Here is a 26,501-nt window from a genome sequence, read left to right as displayed (position 1 = left end):
CAATTCTGAATGATGATGACTTATGCCTGTGTTTGTTGAGGTTGCATTGCCCGTTCCCATGCGGCAAACCTTTAGTTACCAAATCCCTGAAGCCAACGTAGCACAAATAAAGCTTGGACTGCGGGTAAAAGTGCCTTTTGGTCGACAGCAACTAATTGGGCTTATTACTGCCATTAAAGATGACTGCGACGTGCCAGCAAACAAGATTAAAGCTATCACTGAACTGCTGGATGATAAACCGTTACTGCCTGAAAGTTTGTACAAATTAACACTTTGGGCGGCAAGATATTACTTTGCCAGCCAAGGGCAAATGCTCAGCCAAGCCTTACCGGTTGCCCTGCGTAAAGGGTCAAGTGCTCAACCGCAGACTGTGACTGTATTTGCGTTAAACGAGCAAGGCAAGCAAGTCGATATCAGCGTGCTCAAAAGAGCGCCAGCACAAAAGAAATTATTCGAATTACTGCAGCAGTCGGCCATCAGCCAAGATGAATTTACCACCCAAGAGCTCAGTAAAGTGGCCTTAAAAGCCCTTGAAGATAAAGGCTGGGTTGAGCGCCAACACATCACCAATGCCGCCGACTTAAGCTGGCGTCAACAATTGGTCATGACAGAAACCCCACTTAAACTTAATAAACAGCAAGCAGTGGCAGTATCTATCCTTAATCAGCAGCAAGGGTTTCATTGCAGTTTATTAGAGGGCATTACTGGATCTGGTAAAACCGAAGTCTATTTGTCAGTATTAGAAACTATCCTAAAGCAAGGTAAACAAGCGCTGATTTTGGTGCCTGAAATAGGCTTAACACCGCAAACCATTAACCGCTTTAAGCGCCGATTTGATGTCAATATTGCCGTTATTCACTCCGCATTAACTGACAACCAGCGTTTAGAGGCTTGGCGTCAGGCCCGTAGCGGTGAAGCCGCGATTATTATCGGCACTCGCTCGGCATTATTTACCCCAATGGCATATCCGGGGCTTATCATTCTTGATGAAGAACATGACAGCAGCTTTAAGCAGCAAGAAGGGGTGCGTTATCACGCCCGCGATTTAGCTGTTATGCGCGGTCACTTAGAAGATATTCAAGTGATTTTAGGTTCGGCAACGCCATCGCTAGAATCGCTACAGAATGCCATTTCAGGCCGTTATGCCCACTTAGAACTCGGCGAACGCGCAGGTGCAGCCCAAAAAGTGAAGCAAGGAATTATCGATATTCGCTCCCATCCGCTTAAGGCCGGCATGAGCGCCTCAATGATCAATGAAATGCGTATGCACCTAGATGCGGGCAACCAAGTATTACTATTTCTAAACCGCCGTGGCTTTTCGCCAGCCCTACTTTGTCATGAGTGCGGACATTTGCATGAATGCGATCGCTGCGATGCCTTTTTTACTGTTCATCAAGGTTTAAATGAAATCTGCTGTCACCATTGTGGCAATCAATATGCTATTCCTCATCAATGCCATGAGTGTGGCAGCACCATGTTAATGGGCCATGGCACCGGCACAGAGCAATTGGCACAAGCCTTAGAACAAGAGTTTCCCCAATATCCGGTAGTGAGGATCGATCGTGACACCACCCGCAGAAAAGGCTCATTAGAAAAACAGCTCAACGGCATTTTAAAAGGTGAATATAAAATTTTAGTGGGCACCCAAATGCTAGCTAAAGGGCATCATTTTCCAGATGTGACTTTAGTGGGATTAATGGATGTCGATGGCGCTTTATTCAGCGCTGACTTTCGAGCCCCAGAGCGCTTTGCGCAGCTTTATACCCAGGTTTCAGGCCGCGCCGGCCGTGCTGATAAGCCCGGTAAAGTATTACTACAAACCCATCAAAGTGATAACCCCATATTAAGGGATTTACTGCAGCACGGTTATGGTAAGTTTGCCCGCGGGCAATTACTTGAGCGCCAACAAGCCCTGTTACCACCCGCTTGGCACATGGTGCTGCTTAGAGCCGATGCCCATTTAGCAGAAGATGCCGATAGCTTTCTCAATCAGGTGGCCAGCTTATTACCCCAAGATAAAGAGTTTGAAGTCATTGGCCCAATGCCTGCTCCATTGGATCGTAAAGCGGGCAAATACCGCCGCCAGTTATTATTCCAAGCTAAAAATAGACAACGATTACAACAGGTTTTTGAGCAAGTATTGCCAACCATTGAGGCATTGCCTGAAAGTAAAAAATGCCGTTGGAGCATTGACCGCGACCCGCAAGATTTAATGTAATCAGCTTGTCTTATTCTGCGATAAAATTCGCTTTGCTGAAATTTAAAAAAAATCTCGAATAAAAACACTATCGAGATAGCATTCGAGTATCAAAAGCGGCTAAAATAGTCGGTTACTCCTGTCTTTTACTTTAAGTTAGTGCTGATAAACGCCCATGAAATCACATATTGCATCTTTACTAGAACAAACCGTCGACTCTTTTAAGCAACAAGGCATTGTCCCAGCTGATTTTCAGGCTCGCATTCAAGTTGAGCGCACTAAAGATAAAACTCATGGTGATTTAGCCACTAACTTAGCGATGATGCTAACCAAAGTTGCTAAAAAGAACCCGCGCGATATCGCTCAGCTAATCATCGACAACCTACCGGCATCTAGCCATGTGGCTAAAGTTGAAATTGCAGGCCCTGGTTTCATCAACTTCTTTATTGATGAAAATGCCTTAGCGAATCAACTGCAAGATGCATTAAACAGTGAGCATTTAGGGATCACCTTACCTGAATCACAAACCATTGTAGTTGATTACTCATCACCAAACCTTGCCAAAGAAATGCACGTAGGTCATCTACGTTCAACCATTATTGGTGACAGTGTAGTACGCGCACTAGAATTTTTAGGCCATAAGGTCATTCGTCAAAACCATGTGGGTGACTGGGGCACTCAGTTCGGCATGTTACTGGCATATATGGAAGAGCTTCGCGCAGCTCATGGCGAACAAGCTGATCTTGAGCTATCTGATTTAGAAACCTTCTACCGTGAAGCAAAAGTACGTTTTGATGAATCAAGCGACTTTGCTACCCGCGCCCGTAACTTAGTCGTATCACTGCAATCAGGTGATGAATACTGCAACAAACTGTGGCGTGAATTTAATGATATTTCGTTAGCCCATTGTCATGAGGTATACAAACGTCTTGGGGTGACCTTAACCCGTGAAGATGTTCATGGCGAAAGTGCTTACAACGATGATTTAGCCCAAGTGGTTACAGACTTAGCAGCTAAAGGATTATTAAGCGAAAGTAATGGCGCTAAAGTGGTATTCCAAGAAGAGTTTCGCACCAAAGAAGGCGAGCCTCTACCGGTTATTATTCAAAAAGCAGATGGCGGTTATTTATATGCCACCTCTGATTTAGCGGCAATGCGTTACCGCTCAAATGTATTAAAAGCCGATCGCGCCCTGTACTTTGTCGACTTGCGCCAAGCACTGCATTTCCAACAAGTATTCAAACTGGCTAAAACTGCCGGTTTCGTCCGTGAAGGTTTATCGCTAGAGCACACAGGTTTCGGCACCATGAATGGCCCTGATGGTCGTCCATTTAAAACCCGTAGTGGTGGCGTTGTTAAGTTAGTCGATTTACTCGATGAAGCAAACACTCGCGCCGTTGAATTAGTGCGTAGCAAAAACCCTGATATGGACGAAGAGACACTCCTTGAAGTGGCTCGCGTTGTGGGTATTAGCTCAGTTAAATATGCTGACCTTTCAAAAAACCGTGCCAGCGATTATATCTTTAGCTTTGAGCAAATGCTCAGCTTTGAAGGTAATACCGCTCCGTACCTACTTTATGCTTACACCCGTGTTGCAGGCATCTTTAAACGTGCAGCAGATGTTGACTTAAGTCAGGCTAAAATCGTGCTTGAACACGATAAAGAAAAGCAACTCGGCACTAAGCTTGCTCAGTTTGGCGAAGTATTAACTCGCATGACAGAAAAAGGCTTGCCACATGTTATGTGTGCCTATGTTTATGAGCTAGCCAGTGAATTCTCAAGTTTTTATGAAGCTTGCCCTGTGCTTGCCGCTGAAACTGAAGCGCAAAAACAAAGCCGTTTATTATTGGCGCAGTTAACTTCAAAAACCTTAAAAACCGGTTTGTCGCTGTTAGGCATCGAAACCTTAGAGCGTATGTAAATGAGCCGAGATTACGCTAATAAAAAGCCTAGTCCCAAAAAACGTTCGGCATCTAAAAAGAGAGGCGCAGCTCAGCAAAAGCGCTCTATTCCTTATTTGCCGACCTTGGTGGTCATTTTACTGTTAGGCGGTTTTGGTTATTTCTTGTGGTTTATCAGTGGTAGTTCTGATGATGCTACGCCTGAGTCAGCACCAGCAAGCCAAGTGGTTGAAAAGCCAACGCCAAAACCTGCGAAAAAAGACCCTAATGCCCTGCCGCCAAAGCCAACGGAGCAGTGGACTTATTTGGAAGAGCTAGAAAATAAAAGTATTGATATTGAAGTGCCAGAAGGTGCGATGAAGTCTCAAGGCCCTTACCAAATGCAATGCGCCTCATTTAGAAAGCTTGCTCAGGCTGAAGAAATGAAAGCCGTGATTGCCTTTCAAGGTCTAGAAGCCCAAGTGAGAGCGACCCAAGGCACGACTGGCGTGTGGCATAAAGTGATCTTAGGGCCATTTGAGTCAAAACGTGCCGCAGAGCGTGCCAGACATAAATTGCAGCGTGCTGGCATTAATGGCTGCCAAATTTGGCTATGGGAATACTAAACTTAGCGAAGTGAGAGTTCAGCCTCAGTAGCCAAGAACTTATAAACAACTCAAAAAAGACGCTAACATTGTTAGCGTCTTTTTTATTCCCTTGAATTTCTATTAACCACCCCCATATCTAGTTTATCAACCAGCAGCAGACTATTTTACGCTGCAGTCGTTAAGAGGATTTACCGTGACTACTATCGTTTCCGTTCGCCGCAATAATCAAGTTGTCATCGCAGGTGATGGCCAAGTATCCCTTGGCAATACCGTCATGAAAGGCAATGCACGTAAGGTGCGTCGCTTATACCAAAATAAAGTTATCGCAGGTTTTGCTGGCGGCACAGCCGATGCATTTACTCTTTTTGAGCGTTTTGAAACCAAGCTCGAAATGCATCAAGGCCATTTATTAAAATCAGCCGTTGAACTCGCCAAAGATTGGCGCACCGACAAAATGCTCCGCAACCTTGAAGCCATGCTTATTGTCGCCGACACCAAAGAATCATTAATCATTACCGGTAACGGCGATGTGGTTCAGCCTGAGCATGACCTAATTGCAATTGGTTCTGGTGGCAACTATGCCCACGCTTCTGCGCTAGCCTTATTACAAAATACCGATTTAAGTGCCCGTGACATTGCAGAAAAATCATTAACGATTGCCGGTGATATATGTGTATTCACCAACCAACATAAAACCGTTGAGCAAATCGACTACTAAATTAGCACGTAAGGAATTATCTATGTCTGAAATGACCCCACGCGAGATTGTCCATGAGCTAGACTCGCACATCATTGGTCAAAAAAATGCTAAACGTTCTGTAGCCGTTGCGCTTCGTAACCGTTGGAGACGCATGCAGCTTGAAGCCTCATTTCGCCAAGAAGTGACGCCAAAGAATATTTTAATGATTGGCCCAACCGGTGTCGGTAAAACTGAAATTGCCCGCCGCTTAGCAAAACTAGCTAATGCGCCTTTCATTAAAGTAGAAGCCACTAAATTCACTGAAGTGGGTTATGTCGGTAAAGAAGTTGAGCAAATCATCCGTGATTTAACTGACTCAGCCGTGAAAATGACCCGCGAACAGCAAATGAAAAAAGGCCGTCATCGCGCTGAAGAGCTTGCAGAAGAGCGCATCCTTGATGCCCTATTGCCTAAGCCAAAAGAAGACTGGGATACTGAAAAGAAAGATGATTCAAATACCCGTCAAATCTTCCGTAAGAAATTACGTGAAGGCCAGCTAGACGATAAAGAAATTGATATCGACTTAGCCGCGCCGCAAGTGGGTGTTGAGATCATGTCACCTCCAGGCATGGAAGAGATGACTAATCAGCTTCAAAGTATGTTCCAAAACATGGGGCAAACTAAAGAAAACCGTAAAAAGGTTAAAATTAAAGAAGCCTTCAAGCTGCTTATCGAAGAAGAAGCTGCAAAACTTGTCAATCAAGAAGACATGAAAGAGCAAGCTATCGACTTGGTAGAGCAAAACGGTATCGTATTTTTAGATGAAATCGACAAGATTTGTAAGCGCGGCGAAAGCTCAGGCCCTGACGTATCACGTGAAGGGGTTCAACGTGACTTACTGCCATTAATCGAAGGTTGTACTGTGACCACTAAACACGGCATGGTCAAAACCGACCACATCTTGTTTATCGCCTCAGGTGCATTCCAGATGTCTAAGCCATCGGATTTAATCCCTGAGCTTCAAGGTCGTTTACCAATCCGTGTTGAGCTAAGTGCACTCACCGCTGATGACTTTAAACGTATTCTAACTGAGCCACATGCATCATTAACCGAGCAATATGTGGCGTTAATGGGGACTGAAGGCGTTAAAGTTGAATTTAGTGAATGTGGTATTGAACGCATTGCTAAAGCGGCTTGGCAAGTGAACGAGACCACTGAAAACATCGGTGCTCGTCGCCTGCATACTGTGATGGAAAAGCTGATGGAAGAGATTTCATATGACGCTTCAGAAAAATCAGGTAGCACCTTTGTAATTGATGCCGACTATGTCAATGATCACTTAGATGCCCTAGTAGAAGATGAAGACTTAAGCCGCTTCATTTTGTAGTGATTACTTAAGCTTATCTCAACCTAGCTGTGATCTATTACTAATTTAGCCTCACAGATATTAGGAAATTAAAGGTGAATAGTGCCACAATGGACTATCACCTTTTTTATTGTCTATCATTGCCAGCCAAGAGTATCTTAACGTTGCTGACAGTATTTTAAAGAGAGCAATGCCATGAACCAGCAAGCCAATAGCCCCGTTGTAACCAATCTTAAATTAAAGCGTAAATCTAAGTTACTTGAAGTGAGCTTTGAAAGCGGTGAAGTGTTTAATATCAGCTGCGAAATGCTACGTGTTCACTCCCCTTCAGCTGAAGTGCAGCGCCACGGCAATCCAATTTTGGTCACCCACAAGAAAAACGTCAATATCACTGCCATTGAGCCTGTAGGCAATTATGCAGTAAAAATCATTTTTGATGATGGTCATGATACCGGCTTGTTTTCGTGGAAGATTTTATTTGAACTGGGTAATCAACAAGTGGAAATCTGGGAACGGTATTTAGCACGACTTCGTGCCGAAAAAGGTTCACGTGAACCCTTGATTGATATGAATATCAAATACTCTTAGTTTGGTATTTCCAAACTTGGTTTGGGCATTTTTAGTCATCAAAAAGTAATGGCTATCCGCTCAAAATCCCAATTCCAAGACACAAAAATGCCAGCTTAATCGCTGGCATTTTTTATATCGATTGTTACTTTTTAAAGATTACACTGCAGCTTGAAAAATCACGCTGTCAGCTTTCTTAGTGTAAGAATCAATTTGATCAAAGTTCAAGTAACGGTAAGTATCAGCTGCAGTTGCATCTAACTCTTTCGCGTATTCTTGGTACTCAGCAGGAGACGGTAAACGGCCTAACAATGCCGCTACTGCTGCTAACTCAGCTGAAGCTAAGTACACATTTGCACCTGTACCTAAACGGTTAGGGAAGTTACGCGTTGACGTTGAAACAACGGTCGCACCTTCAGCAACACGTGCTTGGTTACCCATACACAGTGAACAACCTGGGATTTCGATACGCGCACCAACACGGCCAAAGATCGCGTAGTAACCTTCTTCAGTTAACTGGTCTTTATCCATCTTAGTTGGCGGTGCAATCCATAAGCGAGTCGGCAAGGTCGTGGCAAACTTCTCTAGCATTTTACCGGTTGCGCGGAAATGACCAATGTTAGTCATACAAGAACCAACGAACACTTCGTCAATTTTTGTTTCTGCAACTGATGATAGTAATACCGCATCATCTGGATCGTTTGGCGCACAAAGAATTGGCTCTTTGATATCGTTCAAATCGATTTCAATAATTTCAGCATATTCAGCATCTGCATCTGCTTCCATTAGCTCTGGGTTTGCTAACCACTCTTGCATCGCTGTAATACGACGCTCGATGGTACGGCGATCACCATAACCTTCAGAAATCATCCACTTCAACATCACGATGTTAGAGTTTAGGTATTCAATGATTGGCTCTTTATCTAGCTTAATCGTACAACCTGCAGCACTTCGTTCTGCTGATGCATCAGATAATTCGAATGCTTGTTCAACTTTAAGTTGCTCAAGACCTTCAATTTCTAATACGCGGCCAGAGAAAGCGTTAATTTTGCCTTTCTTCTCTACCGTTAACAGACCCATTTCAATGGCTTTAAGCGGGATAGAATGAACTAGGTCACGTAAGGTGATACCTGGTTGCATTTCACCTTTAAAGCGCACCAAAATTGATTCAGGCATATCAAGAGGCATAACACCTGTTGCAGCAGCAAATGCTACTAGGCCAGAACCGGCTGGGAATGAAATACCGATTGGGAAACGGGTATGTGAATCACCACCAGTACCAACGGTATCAGGTAGTAACATACGGTTTAACCAAGAGTGAATAACCCCGTCACCTGGACGCAGTGCAACACCGCCACGATTCATGATGAAATCAGGTAAGGTGTGGTGAGTGTTCACATCGATAGGTTTAGGATAAGCCGCAGTGTGGCAGAAAGACTGCATGGTTAAATCGGCGCTAAAGCCTAAACATGCTAAATCTTTCAGTTCGTCACGGGTCATTGGGCCTGTGGTGTCTTGTGAACCAACTGAAGTCATTTTAGGTTCGCAGTATTGACCTGGGCGAATACCTTTAACACCACATGCTTTACCAACCATTTTTTGTGCCAGCGTAAAGCCTTTATTGGTTGCAACCACATCTTGTGGGCGAACAAACACTTCAGAAGCCGCAAGGCCTAATGTTTCACGGGCACGGTCAGTTAACCCGCGGCCAATGATCAATGGAATACGGCCACCAGCACGTACTTCATCAAGCAGTACCTCGGTTTTTAGCTCGAACGTAGAGATAACTTCATCGCTACCGTTACGCTTAACGACGCCTTCGTATGGATAGATGTCGATAACATCGCCCATGTTCATCTTGTCTACGTTAAGCTCGATTGGTAGCGCGCCTGCATCTTCCATGGTGTTGAAAAAGATAGGGGCAATTTTACCACCTAAGCAGAAACCACCAGCACGCTTGTTTGGCGCATAAGGGATATCATCGCCCATGAACCATAGTACTGAGTTAGTCGCTGATTTACGTGAAGAACCGGTACCAACAACATCACCCACATAAACAAGCGGGTAACCTTTGCCTTTAAGGGCTTCGATTTCTTTAACTGGACCAACAGTGCCAGCAACATCAGGTACAATACCGTCACGGGCATTTTTCAGCATCGCTAAAGCATGTAATGGGATGTCTGGACGAGACCATGCATCAGGAGCCGGAGACAAGTCATCTGTGTTTGTCTCGCCTGATACTTTAAATACGGTCAAGGTGATCTTTTCAGCTAATTTAGGACGGTTTAAGAACCATTCTGCTTCGGCCCAAGACTCAACAACTTGCTTAGCAAAAGCATTACCTTTTTGCATTTTTTCTACCACGTCGTGGTAGGCATCAAACATCAACAAGGTGTTTGATAACGCAGTAACCGCGATTGGCGCAAGTGCATCATTATCTAATTGAGCGATAAGCGGTTCAATGTTGTAACCGCCCTGCATGGTACCTAATAGCTCGGTAGCACGCTCAGCTGAAAGGATGGGTGACGATACAGTGCCTTGAGCCACTGCATCTAAGAATGCTGCTTTTACGTAGGCAGCTTCATCAACACCTGGGGGAATACGATTCTCTAATAAGTCAAGAATCACGGCCTCTTCACCAGCAGGCGGCGTCTCAACTAACTTCACTAATTCAGCCACTTGTTGTGCATCTAATGGCTTAGGGACAACACCCTCTGCAGCACGTTCTGCGACGTGTTTACGATATGCTTCTAGCACGGCAACATTCCTCTTTGTTATTGCGCCTAACAGCGAAACTGAACGTCATTCAATATAGAGAATGACCATTCCACAGGTTCGGGCTTGAAATCCGACCCGTAGTATACTACAGGTTTGCAAAAGTATGAATTAGATCACACTCTATCGGAGGCGAAATCTATCTGAATTTTGAGTTCGATGGCTAATTTACAGCTCACTTTAAACAAATAAAATTAGACGATAGTTTAAAACATTATAAAAAATGATTTAATTCAATGTATTAAGTAATACATACAATTTAAACTTAACCGAGTCTACTTCAGCAAATTGTCGCTATTTTTTTGCAATTATTTTGACTGTTAGGCATAGTTATTTGGCTAATATTAATCACTTGCACCCACCAACATACTTATTCAACCCTATTGCTTAGATATTCAAAACAGTAAACAGGACTATTATGACATTGATAAAAATTAACGCGGTTATTTTTGATATGGATGGGGTCATTATTGATACCGAGCCCGCTTGGCAACGAGTCGAGGTGGCAGTATTAAGTCAATTGGGTGTGCCTATCACTCTTGCTGATGCCGAAAAAACCACCGGCATGAGAATTGATCTTCTGGTCCACTATTGGTATCAAAAATACCCTTGGCCTGAGTATGATAATCAAGCGGTTTCCCAACAAATTATTGATGGGGTTATTCACTTTATTGAAACTGAAGGCAAGCCGATGCAGGGGGTAGTGGCAGCATTACAAGCTTGTCAGCAGCAAGGGCTAAAAATTGGCTTAGCTACCTCATCGTCCAGTGACTTAATTGCTGCAGTAATGAATAAACTGGCTATTAGGGATTATTTTGAGGCCATAGCCTCTGCCGAAAAGCTGCAATATGGCAAACCCCACCCTGAGGTTTATGTAAATTGTGCCACGGCCTTAGGCGTTGAGCCTGCAACGTGCTTAGCTATTGAAGACTCATTTAATGGCCTGATCGCAGCAAGAGCGGCAAGCATGCAAACGGTGGCAATCCCTGCGACTGAATTCGCCGGTCAGTCTCGCTGGCAAGTGGCTCACCACCAGCTAGCACATTTAGGTCAGCTTAAATCATTGATTGAAAATATCTAGTAGTAGTGTCTTGCTAACATCTGCCATAAAAAAAGCTGCCTTATCTAAAGATACGGCAGCTTTTTATATTCAAACTGAACAATTAAAAGTTTTTACCTAAAAATAAGTAAAACGATTGCTCGCCAGTATCTGTCAAACCAAAGCCAAGTGCGGCAGGACCCCAGCTGGTATCAGTGCCTAAATATAAGCTACCTGCATAGATAAGGTCATCAAAGTCCACTGCATCACGATTAGTCCACACATTACCCGCTTCAAAGCTAGTACCTATGTATAACGGCACATCACTGAGTAACACATCTCGGCCTAAATCATATTGATAAATCAAGGCGCCAAAGGCTTTATGGGCACCTGCCAATGCGCCTTTATGAAAACCTGACAGATTTAAAAAGCCACCGAGCTCTGCAACATGTAAAGTAAAATCACGGTCCACATCAACGGTGGCTAAAGCGACTTTACCTACAATGGCATGGTTACCTAGCTTAAGCGCCCCTTTCCAATCCGCTTCAAACTGCCAAGATAGTTCATCAGAGTCATTAATAACCGCGCCTTTATAATCTTCATTTCTTACCGAGGCCGTAAACGTTAACCGCTGCCCTTCTGTAGGGAAACTAATGCTATTTAAGGTGTCAAAACTAAAGGAAAAATAGCCGCCATAAGAGCCATATTCAAGATCTTGGGCAGAAACGGCTTTATTACTTAAATCACCAATTTCACCCACTGCGCCAATCTCAATTAATCCAGCGTGGGAATAGTTATAACCCACTCCAAATGCCAATTGATTTAGGGTGTTTTTAAGCTCAAAGACTCGGTTGTTATCATCATAATAATCCCAGTTTTTGATCTCAAATTCGTATTTAGAACGAATGTAGAAGTCTTGGTCTCTGTCTAATGGCTGATAAAATTCTGAGCTAACTCGCTTGTCGTAACCTAACTGAACTTCGTTACGCCACTCACCGCCATTATCAGTCAGCTCACCCATGGTATAAGCCAGACTAAGGGTAATGGCTGAATCTAAGGTAAAGTCATCTTCCCAGTTAAAACCGGCGTCAAAATAATTTGGTCCCCAGGATTTGGCATGGGTGGTCACTGTTAATATGCGTCCAGCTTCTGTGTCTTCAAACTCGGCATCAACACGCTGAAACTTATTAAGGGAATAAAGCCGTTTTATGCCCTCGTCTAAGGCTTCTTTGGTGATCACTGTGCCTTTTTTAAGAGCTAACTCTTCATCTAACAGGCTTTCACTCACTCTAGATTGATTATCAAATACAATCTTAATCACTGGGCGGTTAACTTGATTAACTAGTAGTAATTTGGCGCGTTGTTTATTGTCTTGATAGGCCTGATATTCTTCAGCGCTGACACTTAAATGTGTCAACATTGGCAGCGCTGCTTCGCCCGCCACTGTGCCGGCAGCTAATGCGTCAGGCATGATATCAAAGTCAGTGGTGCTCATGTCATCAATCGCAGGACGGATCAGCACATCATCATCGGTTAATAATGTTTTTTGATGCTCTGTGGTGGCTTTGGTCAAAATGGTTGAAAGCTGCTCCAACACCGCAATCGTGCCATTAAGTTGCTCTTTGCTGGCCAATGGTGAGCCAATATCAATGGCAATGACCACATCTGCGCCCATGGCTTTAATGACATCGACAGGCATGTTATTTGAGATGCCACCATCAACCAGTAGCTTGCCGTCTATTTCAGCCGGTTGTAATGCCCCGGGTACCGTTGCAGAGGCTTGCATGGCTTTAACGATACTGCCTTGAGCTAATACCACTGCATGACTAGTAACTAGATCAGTTGCCACAGCGCGATAAGGAATAGCTAGATCATCAAAATCGCCAAATTGCTCTACCACATCAGTTGATGAACGTAATAGTTGCGACATGGTTTGGCCAAGTAATAAGCCACTGGGGACGGCTAAGCCGCCATCTTTATAACCTACGTTAATGGGGATATTAAATTTGTCGCGGTGTTGTTTATCGCGGTAAGTAAGTACTTCTCGAGGAATGGTATCTGAGTAGCCATCAGCCCAAGGGGAGTTAAGCATAATGTGTTCGATTTCTGCGGCGCTATAACCTAAGGCATACATGCCGCCGACGTAGGAGCCGATACTGGTACCAGTAATATAATCAACCGGAATGCGATGCTGCTCTAACACCTTAAGCACCCCAATATGCGCCGCGCCTTTTGCGCCGCCACCACTTAATACTAATCCCACTGACTGGCGTTCTTTAGCCATTAAGTTGTGTGAAAATAAACTGAGTAGTAACAGCAGTGCAATCTTACGGCCCATATAAAGCATCCTATCTTTAATCATGATCTACCGCGTCATTCTAACAGAGAAAACTCACATGAATAAAACCTTTATAACTTACTGTTAACCATGCGAACTTCGCTTTTTACAGCTTTTTCCCAATCCCGATAAACTTATCCAGCTCAGCCTTTGGCATAGGTTTGGCAAAGAAATACCCTTGGATGATATAACAACCTCGGCTAAAAACTTGCTCCATTTGTGCGTGAGACTCTATCCCTTCTGCGACCACCTGTAATTTTAGGTTTCTTGCCAGTTCAATAATACTGCTCACAATGGCTTGATCAGCTTCATTAGTAGCAATATCAATTAAGAAGGAGCGATCGATTTTTAAGGTATTCACCTCAAAGCTTCTTAAATACGCCAGTGATGAATAACCGGTGCCAAAATCATCGATGGCCACCTCAATACCAAGCTGCTTAAGCTGGGTTAAATGCGATCTTGCCACCTGCAGCTCTTTCATCAACACCCCTTCGGTAATTTCCATAGCAAGGCACTTTGCCGGCATACCAGTATCGGCTAAGGTCGCTTTTAAATTCTCAATAAAATCAACTTGTCTAAACTGCACTGCAGACACATTGACTGACAGCTGAAAAGGCTGGTCGTAAAGGGCATGCCATCTTGCACCATCGATACAGGCTTGGCGCAGCACCCAGCGATCTATATCAATAATTAATCCACAAGATTCAGCCACCTTGATAAAGATATCTGGCCGAATAAAGCCCTCGATAGGGTGACGCCAGCGGAGCAGCGCTTCCATCCCTACAAATTTATCACCTTGGAGTATGTCTACCTGAGGTTGGTAATAAAGCTCAAAGTCGTTATTTTCGATGGCGCTACGTAAGTCAGCTTCAATTTTCAAATGATATTGCGCTTCAGCATTGCGCTCAGCAGAGTAATATTGAAAGTTACCTCGGCCTTCTTCTTTGGCGTGATACATGGCTAAATCAGCATTTTTAATTAAGGTTTCAGAATCTTGGCTATCTTCAGGCCACATGCTGATACCAATACTGGTTGAAACAAAAAACTCACGGCCAAATAATTTAAACGGCGTAGCAAACCTTTGTAAAATTTGCTCAGCAATCAAATTTATCTGATCAATAGAATCAGCATTTCGAACCAATATGACAAACTCATCACCACCAAAACGGCAAACCAGATGATCATCACCAACACTATTTTTTAAGCGTTTAGCCGCTTCAACGAGTAAAGCATCCCCCATGCTATGACCATAAGAGTCATTGACGTGCTTAAAGCGATCTAAATCCAAAAACAATAATGCTAACTTTTCATTAGTGTGGCTAGCTTGCTCAATAATCTGTTGTAACTGACGAGTAAACATCGCTCGATTAGCAAGGCCTGTAAGCACGTCATTATTGGCTAAGTGCCGTAAATTAGACTCGTATTGTTTTCGCTGGGTAATATCTGAAAACACCACCACATAGTGCTGTGAGATATCGCGTTTATCAGACATTTTAGAGATATTAGCCCAAACAGGAAAATGTTCATTATTCCCCCGTTTAAAGCTTAACTCGCCATTCCATGAGCGGCTATTTTGCAATAAATCATCGATATTTTTGGAGCCATGATCCACATACAATAATGACTCAAACCCCCTTCCATCAAGTGCTTCATGCTTGCTGGTAAAGATAGTTGCAGCTGCGGTATTTAGTAATTTCACCCGCTTGCGACTATCAAGAATTAACATGCCTTCTGAGGTGTTTTCAAATGCCTTGGCAAACAAATCAATTTCATTTTGAAGCTCACGTTGCTCAGACACCTCAGTATAAATACCGGCAACTTGCTCTAATTGCCCTGTAGTCTGATTGCGGGTAACTGCGCGGCCTCTGATGCGCAGCCAACCAATAGCCTCTTCACCACGGTGATACCTAAATTCTACATCAATGGTTTCTTTATCGCCCTTTAACAAAGCTCGCCATTGCTGCTGGAGGTTATCTTTATCGGCGGCAACAATCGGTATATCAGGCACGAGATAAGATAACTTTCTTCTCTCACCCAACAGACCCGATTTATTATCAAATTGGATTTGGTTAGTGCTAGCTTGCCACTCCCATAAATCTGAATCGCTACCGCGCAGTGATTGACGTAATTTGTCTTCACTTTCCCTTAATGCCTGATTAATACCAATAACACGGTTTATTTGTTTTTTACGAAGCCATAAAGAGGTAAATACCCCAAAAAGAATGGCAAAAAGCACTAAGGCTTTAAACCACTGTGACGCCCACCAAAATTGTTCAACCTTAAAACTAAATTGAAACGGACTGCTTGCCCACACCCCATGCTGTTTATGCAATAGCTCTAGGGTATATTCACCCGCTTTTAAGTCAGCAATATTAATCTGAGTTTGGCCTTGCAGATAAATATACTGGCTATCTAAGCTATTATGCTCATGAAGCAAACGGTACTTTAAGCTGATTGGCGTTTCATTCACGTAGTCGAAAGTGGTTATTTGAAAACTGATTAAGTTAGCCCCAGGGCGCACTAAGTTAAAGGATTCAGGTATCAAGTGATACTCTGTATTGTCCTCATAGTAAATCGCAATGGACTCAAGGGCGATAGCATCATTACTTACTCGAGGTGCAAGCTTATCAATATCAACTAACATCGCCCCATTAGGGCCGCCAATATATAAGCCTGCATTAGGGTCATAATAAGCTGCTGACTCATTAAACTCATTACCAATAAATCCATCGCTAGTAAAAAATACATCAATGGCTTTTGTCTGTTTATTTTGTCTAATGACCGAAGAGCTGCAGCCAACCAAATGATCTTTTTCAGTTTGCTCGATAAAGTAAATCGTCGGGCAATCAACATGCCAATAGTCACTCATGGATGAAATCTCATGGGTTTGGGTGTCAAAAACAATGACCCCATTTTGGCGAGTCCCTAACCACAGGGTTGTATTATCAACTTGGTGGATATTAGTAATCATAATATCCTTGTGGTTAATGCCTAACGCTGCGTTTAATGAAGTGACATTATTATTGCTATCTATATAGCCAAATAGACCTGCGCCACCGATCCACAGACGATCATGATTTTCACGGAAAAAACTTCGAATGTTCACTGAGTGGGATAGAAGAATATGCTCTGTCGGTGACACAGTGACGATATTGTCTAACCCTGGCTGCCAATAATAAACATCATTATCTGCTCCCCACCAAACCCTGCCGCTAAACAGTGGGTCTGCATAGGAGTTAAATAACAATTTACCTTTTAGCGAGTCACTTGATGCAGCAAAATGGCTAAAATCAACTTGCTGATCAGTTTGTTTATTAATGACAAACAGTCCACTGGTTGTTGTTACCACAATATGCTGATTATCAAGCTCATTAACGCCGTAAATTGAATCTCTCGCTTCAAAGCCTGCAGGGATAAGATATTTTGAAGTCTTGGTTGATTTATCAACAATGGTCAAGCCACCATCACCGCCGAGCCAAACTTTATCTTGCTCGGCATAAATACTCCAAATCATGTCATCTTCAATTTGATAAGTTGATGAACGAGTGAAACTTTCCAATAAAAATTCAGGAGCTATTGCCAGTAACGCTAAACCTTCGCCTGCGCCGCCAAGCCAAATTAAACCATCGTCATCAACAGCCATATCGTCGATATAATCAACGTCAGCATCATTTTTTAATTCCTCTTTATATGAAATTGCCTTCGATGATTGCTTATCCCATGAAAATAGCCCACTTCTGGTATAAAGCCACAAATGACCACGACTACCTTCAACCGCGCCACGAATATCAAAAGGAAGCGCAGTGGTAGCAGTCATCCGATAGCTTTGAAGGGTTAGCTCATATAAGCCTTTGTTACTTAAGATCCAAATACGCTGTTCAGCATCTACAAATAGCTTTTTAATCAACATATTATCTATAGGTCGCTTAACTTGTTTTATCAATTCGCCCCAGGCATTTTTTATCACAACTTCATAGGCGGATGAGTAAATATAGCGGCCATCACTTAGCTGATTAACACTATTCCATTGCAATGTCTTATCCAATTCTTGGGCTGTTAGCGCTGAGATTGACAATGAATTCACATCAAACTCAAGCACCTGACCTAAACGGGTAAGCAGAATTAAGTTACCATTATCTAGACGTGTTTCGTCAACAATAGAATCATCACTAGTTATGAGGCCGGCAATAATGTCATCTGAAAAACGATTGAGTTTAATATCGTAGAGGTAAAGCGATGTGCCAGAAGCGACTAGAAGGCGCTGAGAAGTCACCTTAGCGATAAGATGAATGTTTTCTGCAGCTAATGCATTATCACTATCAGGTTGATCAATGCGGCGGGTAACAGTATCGCTAACACGAAATACTCCCTGCTCAGTTGCCAGCCAAACATAGCCATAATCATCAAATGCAATGTCATTGATAGTGTAATTAACCAGGCCATCTTTGATATTAAATAAACGTTGGACAAGATCGTCAGCCACGCTTGGAAAGCTGCAACTAAGGGTAAGAACGACCAAGGTGAGAAACGATTTAATTCCTTTTATCATTATGACTGGGTTACTCTTTTATTGATTTTATTATGCTAAGCGCTTCTATGTGAACCTATATGGCTTTATGCCTGCAACAACAAAAACAATTAAATTTAATACAATATTTGAATATATCACCTAAAAGTAAATTTAGAGCAAAAAAAGCACCTCGAAAGGTGCTTTGATACAAATTGCTACAAATAGCCACATGTTACTTTTTCTTTTTTGCCTTCGGGTTTGGCAAATCAGTAATTGAACCTTCATAAACTTCAGCCGCAAGACCTACAGATTCATGTAACGTTGGGTGAGCATGGATGGTTAAGGCTAAATCTTCAGCATCACAACCCATTTCAATTGCTAGGCCGATTTCGCCAAGTAATTCACCGCCATTAACACCAACGATAGCACCACCGATAACGCGATGAGTTTCTTTATCGAAGATGAGCTTGGTCATACCGTCACTTGCATCAGAAGCAATTGCGCGGCCACTTGCAGCCCATGGGAATGATGCAGTTTCATAGGCTACGCCCTGCTCTTTGGCTTCTTTCTCAGTAAGACCAACCCACGCGACTTCAGGGTCTGTGTATGCAATTGAAGGAATAACTTTAGGGTCAAAGAAGTGCTTAAGACCAGAAATAACTTCAGCAGCAACATGACCTTCATGCACACCTTTGTGCGCAAGCATTGGTTGGCCAACGATATCACCGATAGCGAAGATATTCGCAACGTTAGTACGCATTTGCTTATCAACATTGATAAAGCCACGCTCATCTACATTTACGCCAGCTTTTTCAGCGTCTAGGCCTTTTCCGTTTGGTGTACGACCAATAGCAACTAATACTGCGTCGTAACGAACTGGCTCAGATGGGGCTTTCTTACCTTCCATAGAAACATAAATGCCGTCTTCTTTCGCTTCAACTGCAGTTACTTTGGTTTCTAAGATTAAGTTAAACTTCTTCTTAATCTTTTTAGTATAAATTCGAACGATATCTTTATCAGCAGCAGGAATAACTTGGTCGAACATTTCAACTACGTCAATTTGGCTACCTAAAGACGAGTAAACCGTACCCATTTCTAGGCCGATAATACCGCCGCCCATCACTAATAACTTTTCAGGAACTTCTTTCAGTTCTAAAGCATCAGTTGAATCCCAAATACGTGGGTCTTCATGTGGGATAAATGGCAGTTTAATTGGACGAGAACCCGCTGCAATAATGGCATTATCAAAGTTAACCACTGTTACAGTGCCATCTTCAGCTGTCACTTCCATTGTATTTGGGCTAGTGAATTTACCTAAACCATTTACCACATCAACTTTACGCATTTTAGACATTCCGCCTAAACCGCCAGTCAGTTGACCTACTACTTTTTCTTTAAAGCCGCGTAACTTGTCTAAATCAATTTTAGGCTCACCAAAAACAACACCGTGATCGGCAACGGCTTTAGCTTCTTCAATGACTTTAGAGACGTGTAAAAGTGCTTTTGATGGGATACAACCCACGTTCAAACATACACCACCAAGGGTGCTAAAACGTTCTACAATCACAGTCTCTAGACCTAAATCTGCAGCGCGGAAAGCTGCTGAATAACCTGCTGGGCCGGCACCTAGTACTACTACCTGAGTTTTGATTTCGTTACTCATGTTTTCCTCTATTTTATCTATCGTTGGCGGAAAAACCGTCCAAACTGCAAAATGTGGTCAAATCTTGTAAGGTGGCCGCATTTTACCCTTTGTTTGATACTGATCACAATCCTAGTGATAAGAATAAAAAGGCCGCTCAATATGAGCAGCCTTTTTGTTTACAAAATTAGCGTACGAATATCGCTAAGAATGCTTGATAATGTCACGCTAAATCTGGCAGCCATTGCCCCATCAATCACACGGTGGTCGTATGATAACGATAGTGGCAACATCAACTTAGGTTCAAAATCAGTGCCATTCCACTTCGGCTTCATTTCTGATTTTGACACCCCAAGAATAGCCACATCAGGATAGTTAACGATTGGGGTAAATGCTGTACCACCAATGCCACCTAAACTAGAGATAGTAAAACAGCTACCTTGCATGTCTGCTGACTTCAGCTTTCCATCACGGGCACGAATTGAAATATCCGTTAACTCACGAGAAAGCTCTACAATGCCTTTCTTATCGACATCACGAACCACTGGCACCATTAATCCGTTTGGCGTATCAACCGCTACACCAATATGGAAATATTTCTTCTGGATTAACGACTCGCCATCAGGGCTTAAACTTGAGTTAAATACAGGGAATTCAGCCAGTGTTTTCGCCACGGCTTTCATCATAAATACTAACGGAGTAATTTTGTAATCCGCTTTCTTCTTAGCTGCAAGTGTATTTTGTTCTTTACGGAATGCTTCTAATTCAGTGATATCAGCTTCATCAAATTGGGTCACATGTGGAATCGTCACCCAGTTACGATGCAAGTTAGGTCCAGAAATTTTCTGGATACGGCTTAATGGCACTTCTTCCACTTCACCAAACTTACTGAAATCAACTTTAGGCGCTGCAATCACATTCAAACCACCCGCGCCACCAGCAACCGCTGTGGCAGCACTCGCTTTAGGTCGGCTAAGTTCATATTTAATGAAGGCTTGAACGTCTTCTTTCAGAATACGTCCTTTACGGCCAGAGCCTTTCACTTGGGTTAAATCAGCGCCAAATTCGCGCGCTAAGCGGCGAACTGCAGGTGATGCATGTACAGCACCGGTTTTAGGTTGGCTACCAGCACTTGGATGATGCGGCACAGGCGGCTTACTTGCTGGCGCAGCGGTAACTGGTGCTGGTGTTGCTGCAGTAACTGCAGGAGCACTAGCTGCCGGAGCGGCTTGCAATGGAGCTGCAGGTGCGGTTGATTGCGTCTCAACCGTAGCAATAATGCTACCTTGAGATACTTTATCGCCAACATTAACCGTTAAACCAACCAGTTTTCCGGCAAATGGCGCTGGTACTTCCATGGTGGCTTTATCGGTTTCTAAGGTAATTAAACCTGTATCCACGTCAAGCATATCGCCAACAGCAACTAGCACTTCAATCACATCTACATCAGAGGCATCACCAATATCTGGTACTGCAACTTCTTTAACTTCAACAACCGATGTTGCAGGAGCAGAGCTTGCTGCAGGCGCTGATACTGCTTCAGCAACAGGCGCACTAGCACTAGTGCCTACTTCAAGCATCAGCACTAAAGAGCCTTGTGAAACCTTGTCGCCAACGTTCACTTTAAGTTCTTTCACCACACCTGCGGTTGGCGCAGGCACTTCCATGGTTGCTTTATCAGTTTCTAAGGTAATAAGCCCTGTGTCAGCTTCAATGGTTTCACCCACACTCACTAACACTTCGATAATATCAACATTATCAGCATCACCAATATCAGGCACATGCACTTCAATAACTTCAGTGCCACCCGCAACGGTTGCTGGCGCTTCTGCTACTGGAGCCGCGGTTTGAGCAGCAGCGGCTTGAACAGGCGCCGCTACCGGTGCAGCCACTTCAGCTGCAGGCGCTGGCGCATCGCCAGCCGCTTCTACAGAAAGTACCGCAATTAGCGAGCCTTCAGAAACGCTATCGCCCACAGCCACTTTCAGTTCAACTAATTTCCCAGCAAAGGGTGCTGGAATATCCATAGTCGCTTTATCCGTTTCAACTGTGATGATTGATGCTTCTTTTTCAAGCACTTCACCAATCTCAGCACAGATATCAATAACCTGCACAGCATCAGTATCAAGGTTAGGAACCAAAACTTCTTTTAATTCAGCCATTTTGTTTCTCCCTATGCGAACTGTGGATTGATCTTATCAACGTCGATACCGTATTCAGTGATAGCTTTCGTTAGCACTTCTACAGGTAACTCTTTACGGTCAACAAGGGCTTTTAATGACGCGATGACAATGAACTTAGCGTCAACTTCAAAATGGTGACGTAAGTTTTCACGGCTATCACTGCGGCCAAAGCCGTCAGTACCTAGTACTTTATAATCAGTTGGAATGTAAGCACGTAATTGCTCACCATAAATCTTCATGTAATCCGTTGCTACAATAGCTGGCGCATCACTTGATAACACTTCAGAAATATAAGGCACTTTAGGCGTTTCAGTTGGGTGCAGCATGTTGTAACGCTCTGCAGCCTGACCATCACGGGTTAGCTCATTGAAGCTAGTCACGCTGTAAACGTCAGCAGTAATACCGAAGTCTTTCGATAATGCCACAGCCGCTTTGCGTACTTGCTCTAAAATCGTGCCGCTACCCATTAACTGTACAGAGCCTTTACCTGAACCTTTAAGAGTTTCAAGCTTATAAATACCTTTAACGATACCTTCTTCGCTGCCTTCTGGCATCGCAAGCTGCTCATAGTTTTCGTTCATGGTAGTCAAGTAGTAGAACACGTCTTCTTGCTCGCCATACATGCGGCGAATACCGTCTTGTACAATCACTGCGATTTCATAACCATAAGTCGGGTCATAAGAAATACAGTTAGGAATCGTGTTAGCTAATACATGGCTATGACCATCTTGATGCTGCAAGCCTTCACCGTTTAGGGTTGTGCGACCTGAAGTACCACCGACCATAAAGCCGCGAGCACGCATATCACCTGCAGCCCATGCCATGTCACCAATACGTTGGAAACCAAACATTGAGTAGTAGATGTAGAACGGGATCATTGGGGTATCGTTAACTGAGTAACTGGTTGCCGCAGCAACCCAAGATGACATTGCACCTAACTCGTTAATCCCTTCTTGCAATACTTGACCGGTTTTATCTTCACGGTAGTAAGCAACTTGATCAGAATCTTGTGGCTCGTATTTTTGCCCTTCATGAGCGTAAATACCCACTTGACGGAATAAACCTTCCATACCAAAGGTACGCGCTTCATCAGGAATGATCGGTACGATTTGCTTGCCGATTTTCTTGTCTTTAAGCAATGCCGTTAAAATACGCACAAATGACATAGTGCTTGAGATTTCACGACCATTTGAGCCTTTAAGTACTGAATCAAAGATCTTTAATGGCGGCACTTCAATATCTTTAGAGAACTTTTCAAGACGCTTTGGCATAGCACCATGAAGGGCAGCACGGCGCTCTTTTAAGTATTTAACTTCTTCAGAATCAGCACCAGGATGATAGTAAGGAATATCTTCTAACTGATCATCGCTAATCGGGATATTAAAACGATCACGGAAGTATTTAAGCGATTCAATGCCCATTTTCTTCACGTTGTGGGCAATATTTTTACCTTCGCCCGCATCGCCCATTCCGTAACCTTTAACTGTTTTAGCAAGGATTACTGTAGGACGGCCTTTAGTGTTTTTAGCATGTTGCAGCGCAGCATAAATCTTAACTGGATCATGGCCACCACGGTTTAAACGCCAAATGTCATCATCTGACATGTTAGCCACCATTTCAGCGGTTTCAGGGTATTTGCCAAAGAAATGCTCACGAGTGTACGCGCCACCTTTAGCTTTACAGTTCTGGTACTCACCATCTACGGTTTCTTCCATTAACTGTAATAACTTGCCGCTAGTATCACGTGCAAGTAATGGATCCCAGTAGCGACCCCAAATCACTTTAACAGCTTCCCATCCTGCGCCGCGGAACTCGCCTTCAAGCTCTTGGATAATCTTACCGTTACCACGTACAGGGCCATCAAGACGCTGTAAGTTACAGTTAACAATAAAACATAAATTATCTAATTCTTCACGAGCTGCAAGCCCGATTGCACCTAATGTTTCAGGCTCATCACACTCACCATCACCTAAGAAACAGTAAACCGTTTGCTCAGAGCAATCTTTAATACCACGGTCAGTCAAATACTTAAGGAAACGTGCTTGATAAATCGCTTGAATAGGACCTAAGCCCATAGATACTGTCGGGAACTGCCAGTAATCAGGCATTAACTTGGGATGCGGGTATGAAGACAAACCTTTACCATCAACTTCTTGACGGAAATTGTTCATTTGGTCTTCAGTGATGCGGCCTTCAAGGAAAGAGCGAGAATAAATACCCGGTGCAATATGCCCTTGATAATAAACTAAATCGCCGCCGTCTTTTTCATTTGGAGCGCGGAAGAAGTGGTTAAAACACACATCATAAATAGTCGCACTAGAAGCAAAACTTGAAATGTGACCACCTAGCTCTAAATCTTTCTTAGAACCACGTAATACCATTGCAAGTGCATTCCAACGAACGATAGCACGAATGCGGCGTTCCATTTCCTGATTACCAGGCATATGTGGCTCTTGGCCAGATGGAATCGTATTCAAATAAGCAGTGGTCGCTTTATATGGTAAATGTGTACCATTGCGGCGCGCTTTATCGATTAATTGTTCAAGTAGATAATGTGCACGTTCAGGGCCTTCTTGCTCTAATACGGCTTGCAGTGAATCAACCCATTCTTGAGTTTCTAATGGATCTAAGTCTTGTAGAATACCTTCAGACATGTCGCTGTCCTTTCTCTAGATACAGATAATTAATGTGTTTCGGTAAATTTATAATGCGTTTGATTATAAATCGGTATCAAACACCACTTTTTAAGCGGCGCAAGCTACGCTGTAACCGACTGTCTTCTTCCCTCACTGACAACATGACTTCCTCGATATAACTTAAATGTTCGTTCGAGGCTTCACGTGCCGCTTCAGGATCACGACGAATAATGGCAGCAAGCAGTGCTCGCCTATGTTCATTCGCCATGGTAGATGCTTCTTCGCGACGGCTTAAAAGCTCTAAATTTTGTGCCACGTTTTTGTGCAGCACAGGGGTTAAACTGAGTACAAGGTGTAACATCGCCACATTGTGTGACGCTTCGGCTACCGCACGGTAAAAACGCACAATGGCATCAGCCTGCGCTTCTACATCAACAGCCGCTTCAACTTCGTTAATTGAACGTTTAATGCTTTGCATATCGGCATCATTACCACGCAGCGCAGCAAAATAAGCCATCATGCCTTCAGTGGCATGACGAAACTCCAGTAAGTCGTACTGACTTTCTGAGTCGTTATGCATTAATTCAACGATAGGATCGGCAAGACTTTGCCAAAGTTGTTCTTTAACGTAGGTTCCGCCACCTTGGCGGCGCATTAGTAAGCCTTTGGCTTCTAACTTTTGAATCGCTTCACGTAATGAAGGGCGTGACACTTCAAATTGCAAAGCAAGCTCGCGCTCAGGCGGTAATTTTTGCCCAGGCTGTAAACTTCCTTCGAGGATCATGCGCTCTAATTGCTCCATGATCACATCTGAAATTTTAGGCTGAGTTATTTTGCTATAAGCCATTTGGGGCTCGGCTCCGTTGTCAATTGGTCTTACCAATTTATATGATATAGCGCACTTTATCAAATCAAACAATTGATGTCTAGTTAGACGAGCGTTGAATGGGTGTTAATTGAAGGTTTCAAACATCGCTACGCACTTTGAGCAAGAGCATAACGAAAAAAAACGTCTAAGAGGTTTGACCATCTCGGTGTTATCGCGCTAAAGCATTGATTGCCTTATTATCGCTATAACAAACTCATTTTAAGCTTAGATTGTAGCTATAAAAATCCGTTTTACACAGCACAATTTATAAAAACACTGTTTTAACTTATGATCATTATTTCGGCGGCTCAGGCCGCCCATCACCGCAATTAAAACTTATTAGCTAACCAAACCAAATATAGTCAGCACCGATAATACCGTAACCAGTAAAATAAAGTTTCTTTTGCTCAATGCAAGCAGTGCCAATGTGGGCTGTGCGCAAACAGGGGCATCGCTTTGCTCAGGCATCACTTCAGCGGCTAAAGCGGTATAGGTAACAATATTTTTGGCGCTATTATTAGGGTTAAAAACCTGCTTCCGCCACTGTGAAATACCTGCAGCAAAGTGACCACTTAATACAAACCCAAAGCTAAATACTCGGCTCGGTAACCAATCGAATAAAAATAATAATTGATCAATAAATGGCATATCCAATTGCTGCTGCTGATTGTATTGCTGATAAAAACGCACCGAACAATAAAGCACTGCGCCAACAGGGCCAAAACAAATCAGATATAATGCCACCGCGCCATAATAGCGATAATTAACCCAAGCCACGGTTTTACCAATCTGCTGACCTAAATCTTTTTCATCAACCGCATCTAAACATTCACTGCAATCGAGCTTTTCAGCATGGTGGTAACAGGCTTGAACATCGCCGCGACAAGCCGCCAGCATATATTTTTTAAATGCCGCCCGTAAGCTTTGATGACTGAAGCACACTATCGAAACCAGCATCCAGATTAATAAGGTGATCACATCGAAAAAAACACCTTCTAATAACAGCAGTACCAAAAACAGCGTTATTGCCGGCAGCAGCACCACAAAGGCAACCCAGCCAGCAGAATCTAATGCTTTATCTTTCCAAAATAGCTGCTGGTATTTAGAAAGTAAATCATCAAATTGCCAATGTGCGGGTAACAGCTTTAAGCGCTCAACCATAATTGCAATTAACAATGAAAATAGTGCCATGGGACCTCTGCAAACAATCTAA

At 43.3% G+C, this 26,501-nt stretch carries 15 protein-coding genes; 7 read left to right on the top strand and 8 right to left on the bottom strand.

The annotated features are described in order from the left end of the window. Positions 1-22 precede the first annotated feature (22 nt). The 6 genes from priA (at position 23) to BCU94_RS01650 (ending at position 7,318) form a co-directional block, all read left to right on the top strand. Positions 23-2,218, top strand: a complete 2,196-nt coding sequence (gene priA, locus BCU94_RS01675; protein ID WP_102475447.1) for a primosomal protein N' — start codon at positions 23-25, stop codon at positions 2,216-2,218. Between the two features lie 154 nt (positions 2,219-2,372). Further along, positions 2,373-4,118, top strand: a complete 1,746-nt coding sequence (argS, locus tag BCU94_RS01670; protein ID WP_102440018.1) for an arginine--tRNA ligase — start codon at positions 2,373-2,375, stop codon at positions 4,116-4,118. Beyond that, on the top strand, positions 4,119-4,703 hold the full coding sequence (locus BCU94_RS01665) for an SPOR domain-containing protein (protein ID WP_102475446.1): 585 nt from the start codon (positions 4,119-4,121) through the stop codon (positions 4,701-4,703). It abuts the gene before it with no gap. Positions 4,704-4,878: 175 nt separating this feature from the next. Then, entirely contained in the window at positions 4,879-5,403 is a 525-nt protein-coding gene (hslV, locus tag BCU94_RS01660; protein WP_076538501.1) for an ATP-dependent protease subunit HslV, read from the top strand. Between the two features lie 22 nt (positions 5,404-5,425). Next, positions 5,426-6,751 carry an ATP-dependent protease ATPase subunit HslU gene (gene hslU, locus BCU94_RS01655; protein WP_102440020.1) on the top strand — a complete coding sequence of 442 codons (1,326 nt, stop codon included), beginning with the start codon at positions 5,426-5,428 and terminating at the stop codon, positions 6,749-6,751. A gap of 174 nt (positions 6,752-6,925) precedes the next feature. Next, on the top strand, positions 6,926-7,318 hold the full coding sequence (locus BCU94_RS01650) for a gamma-butyrobetaine hydroxylase-like domain-containing protein (RefSeq protein WP_076538497.1): 393 nt from the start codon (positions 6,926-6,928) through the stop codon (positions 7,316-7,318). Positions 7,319-7,456: 138 nt separating this feature from the next. Here BCU94_RS01650 and acnB read toward each other — a convergent pair whose 3' ends face one another. Next, a complete protein-coding gene (gene acnB, locus BCU94_RS01645; protein WP_102475445.1) occupies positions 7,457-10,054 on the bottom strand; it encodes a bifunctional aconitate hydratase 2/2-methylisocitrate dehydratase in 2,598 nt (865 codons plus the stop codon). A gap of 436 nt (positions 10,055-10,490) precedes the next feature. On the opposite strand from acnB, the gene hxpB reads away from it, so the two are divergent. Continuing rightward, positions 10,491-11,153 carry a hexitol phosphatase HxpB gene (gene hxpB, locus BCU94_RS01640; RefSeq protein ID WP_102440026.1) on the top strand — a complete coding sequence of 221 codons (663 nt, stop codon included), beginning with the start codon at positions 10,491-10,493 and terminating at the stop codon, positions 11,151-11,153. 82 nt (positions 11,154-11,235) lie between these two features. Here the strand turns inward: hxpB and BCU94_RS01635 are convergent, their stop codons facing one another. The 7 genes from BCU94_RS01635 to ampE all read right to left on the bottom strand — a co-directional run bounded on the left by BCU94_RS01635 (position 11,236) and on the right by ampE (position 26,479). After that, a complete protein-coding gene (locus tag BCU94_RS01635; RefSeq protein WP_102440027.1) occupies positions 11,236-13,449 on the bottom strand; it encodes a patatin-like phospholipase family protein in 2,214 nt (737 codons plus the stop codon). Between the two features lie 106 nt (positions 13,450-13,555). Next, on the bottom strand, positions 13,556-17,998 hold the full coding sequence (locus tag BCU94_RS01630; RefSeq protein ID WP_102475444.1) for an EAL domain-containing protein: 4,443 nt from the start codon (positions 17,996-17,998) through the stop codon (positions 13,556-13,558). A 193-nt stretch (positions 17,999-18,191) separates the two neighbouring features. Beyond that, positions 18,192-19,622: a dihydrolipoyl dehydrogenase gene (gene lpdA, locus BCU94_RS01625; protein WP_102475443.1), complete on the bottom strand. Its 1,431-nt coding sequence runs from the start codon at positions 19,620-19,622 to the stop codon at positions 18,192-18,194. A gap of 158 nt (positions 19,623-19,780) precedes the next feature. After that, complete coding sequence (aceF, locus tag BCU94_RS01620) at positions 19,781-21,763, bottom strand: dihydrolipoyllysine-residue acetyltransferase (protein WP_102475442.1); 1,983 nt, start codon at positions 21,761-21,763, stop codon at positions 19,781-19,783. An 11-nt stretch (positions 21,764-21,774) separates the two neighbouring features. Beyond that, positions 21,775-24,438: a pyruvate dehydrogenase (acetyl-transferring), homodimeric type gene (gene aceE / locus BCU94_RS01615; protein WP_102440031.1), complete on the bottom strand. Its 2,664-nt coding sequence runs from the start codon at positions 24,436-24,438 to the stop codon at positions 21,775-21,777. 76 nt (positions 24,439-24,514) lie between these two features. Next, positions 24,515-25,267: a pyruvate dehydrogenase complex transcriptional repressor PdhR gene (gene pdhR / locus BCU94_RS01610; RefSeq protein WP_076538482.1), complete on the bottom strand. Its 753-nt coding sequence runs from the start codon at positions 25,265-25,267 to the stop codon at positions 24,515-24,517. A 360-nt stretch (positions 25,268-25,627) separates the two neighbouring features. Next, positions 25,628-26,479: a beta-lactamase regulator AmpE gene (ampE, locus tag BCU94_RS01605; protein WP_102475441.1), complete on the bottom strand. Its 852-nt coding sequence runs from the start codon at positions 26,477-26,479 to the stop codon at positions 25,628-25,630. Positions 26,480-26,501: the final 22 nt, after the last annotated feature.

This window comes from Shewanella sp. 10N.286.52.C2 (assembly GCF_002874545.1).
Taxonomy (GTDB): domain Bacteria; phylum Pseudomonadota; class Gammaproteobacteria; order Enterobacterales; family Shewanellaceae; genus Shewanella.
Note: the sequence above shows the minus strand (reverse complement) of the source record. Positions and strands in the feature narration are given on the sequence as shown.